Below are 1,921 nucleotides of genomic sequence, written 5' to 3'. Positions count from 1 at the left end.
CACCGGACGGGACGAAGCCGGGCGCGCCACCACCGCGCCCGCCACCGCTCCGGCCCGCCCGGTGCCGCGCGCCACGCCGGTGTACCTGACTGCCGGGTTCGAGTTCGAGGAGTGGGAGCAGGCCTCCGGGCACTTCGGCGCCGGAAAAGGCTTCGCCTACACACGCACCGGCAACCCGACCACGGCCGCCGTCGAGCAGCGGATCGCGGCGCTGGAGGGCGGCGCGGACGCGCTGTTCCTGGCGAGCGGCCAGGCGGCCGTCACGGTGACGCTGCTTGGCCTGGTCGCGGCCGGGCAACGGGTGCTCGCCGCGTCCAGCATCTACGAGGGCACCCGGGGCCTGCTCCTGGAGAACCTGCCGCGGCTCGGCATCGAGGCGGACTTCGTCGACGACGCCGGCGAACCGGCCGCCTGGGAGCGCGCCATCCGGCCCGAGACCCGGGTGCTGTTCCTGGAGTCCATCCCGAACGCGCGCAACGACCTGCCCGACCTCGCCGGGGTGGCCGACGTGGCGCACGCCCACGGGCTGGCGCTGGTCGTCGACAACACCCTGGCCACGCCCTACCTGCTGCGCCCGATCGAGCACGGCGCCGACGTCGTGGTGCACTCCGCCAGCAAGTTCCTGGCGGGGCACGGCTCGGTGCTGGGCGGCGTCGTCGTCGACTCCGGGACGTTCGACGCCCGCGCGTCGGGCGCGCTGTACCCGCACCTGGTCGCGCCGTCCCGCACGGGCGGACCTGGCGTGGCGGGCCGGCACGGCGGGCTGGCCCGCCTCGCCTACCTCCGCGAGACGGTGGCGCCGCGGTTCGGCCCGACACCGTCACCGCTGAACGCGTTCCTGGTGGGCCAGGGCATCGAGACCCTGTCGCTGCGGGTGGCGCGGCAGAGCGCGTCGGCCCTGGAGGTCGCGCGCTGGCTGGCGTTCCGGCCCGAGGTGGCGTCGGTGGACTACTCCGGGCTGGACTCCAGCCCGTCGTACGCGCTGGCCAAACGGTACCTGCCAGAAGGTCAGGGCTCAGTGTTCACCTTCACGCTGCACGGCGGCGCCCGCGCGGCGCGCGCCCTCGTGGAGGCCGTGCGCGTCTTCACGCACATGACCCACATCGGCGACGTGCGCTCCCTGGTGCTGCACCCGGAGAGCACCAGTCACGTGCTGCGCACACCCGCCGAGCGCGCCGCCTCCGGCATCCACCCGGGCACCCTGCGGCTGTCGGTGGGCGTCGAGGACCTGCCCGACCTGATCGCCGACCTCGACCGGGGGCTCGCGGCTGCGCGCAGCGCCGCCGAGCCCCCGGTCGAGGTCGGCACCAGCACCACACGCAAGGAGACACCATGACCCGCCAGCAGCACCTCGGCTGGTTCCTGGCCCGCGGCTTCGGGCCGCACGGCTGGGGCCACGACTACCTGGACTGGAACTACGACTGGACCCGGCCCGACCTCTACGTCGAGTCGGCCCGCGCCCTGGAGCAGGCGGGCGTGGAGCTGCTGATCATCGAGGACGCGCCGTCCCTGGGCAGCCCCGAGACCATCGACCTGCGTGTGCGGCAGGCGTTCGGCGGCCCCAAGCACGACCCGCTGCTGCTGGCCCCGTACCTGTTCGCGGCCACCCGGCACCTCGGCATCGTGCCTACGGTCAACCCGGCCGCCGTGCTGCCCTACACCGGGGCGCGGCAGCTCGCGACGCTCCAGCACCTGTCGGGCGGACGGTTCGGCCTCAACCTCGTGACCGACACGGGCAGCGCGCGGCACTTCTCCGCAGTGCCGCCGCTGGGCCATGACGCCGCCTACGACCGCGCCGAGGAGTGGCTCGACGGCGTCCGCTCGCTGTGGCGTTCCTGGGACGACGGCGCGCTGCTCGCCGACCCGGGCGCCGTCGGACCGGATGGCGCACGGACCGGCGGGCGGTACGCCGACGGGCGCC

The 1,921-nt window shown here is 74.9% G+C and carries 2 protein-coding genes; both read left to right on the top strand.

The genetic code is table 11. The features are described 5' to 3' along the window. Positions 1–1,336 (top strand): PLP-dependent transferase (locus tag PROKR_RS03695; RefSeq protein ID WP_051432640.1); only part of this gene is annotated, 1,336 nt, incomplete at its 5' end. Further along, positions 1,333–1,921, top strand: a 589-nt coding sequence (locus PROKR_RS03690; RefSeq protein WP_157601871.1) for an LLM class flavin-dependent oxidoreductase, incomplete at its 3' end; no start/stop codon positions are given. The genes PROKR_RS03695 and PROKR_RS03690, both read left to right, overlap by 4 nt.

This window comes from Promicromonospora kroppenstedtii DSM 19349, assembly GCF_000515355.1.
GTDB classification, from domain to species: Bacteria; Actinomycetota; Actinomycetes; order Actinomycetales; family Cellulomonadaceae; genus Promicromonospora; species Promicromonospora kroppenstedtii.
This window is presented reverse-complemented; position numbering and strand designations above follow the sequence as displayed.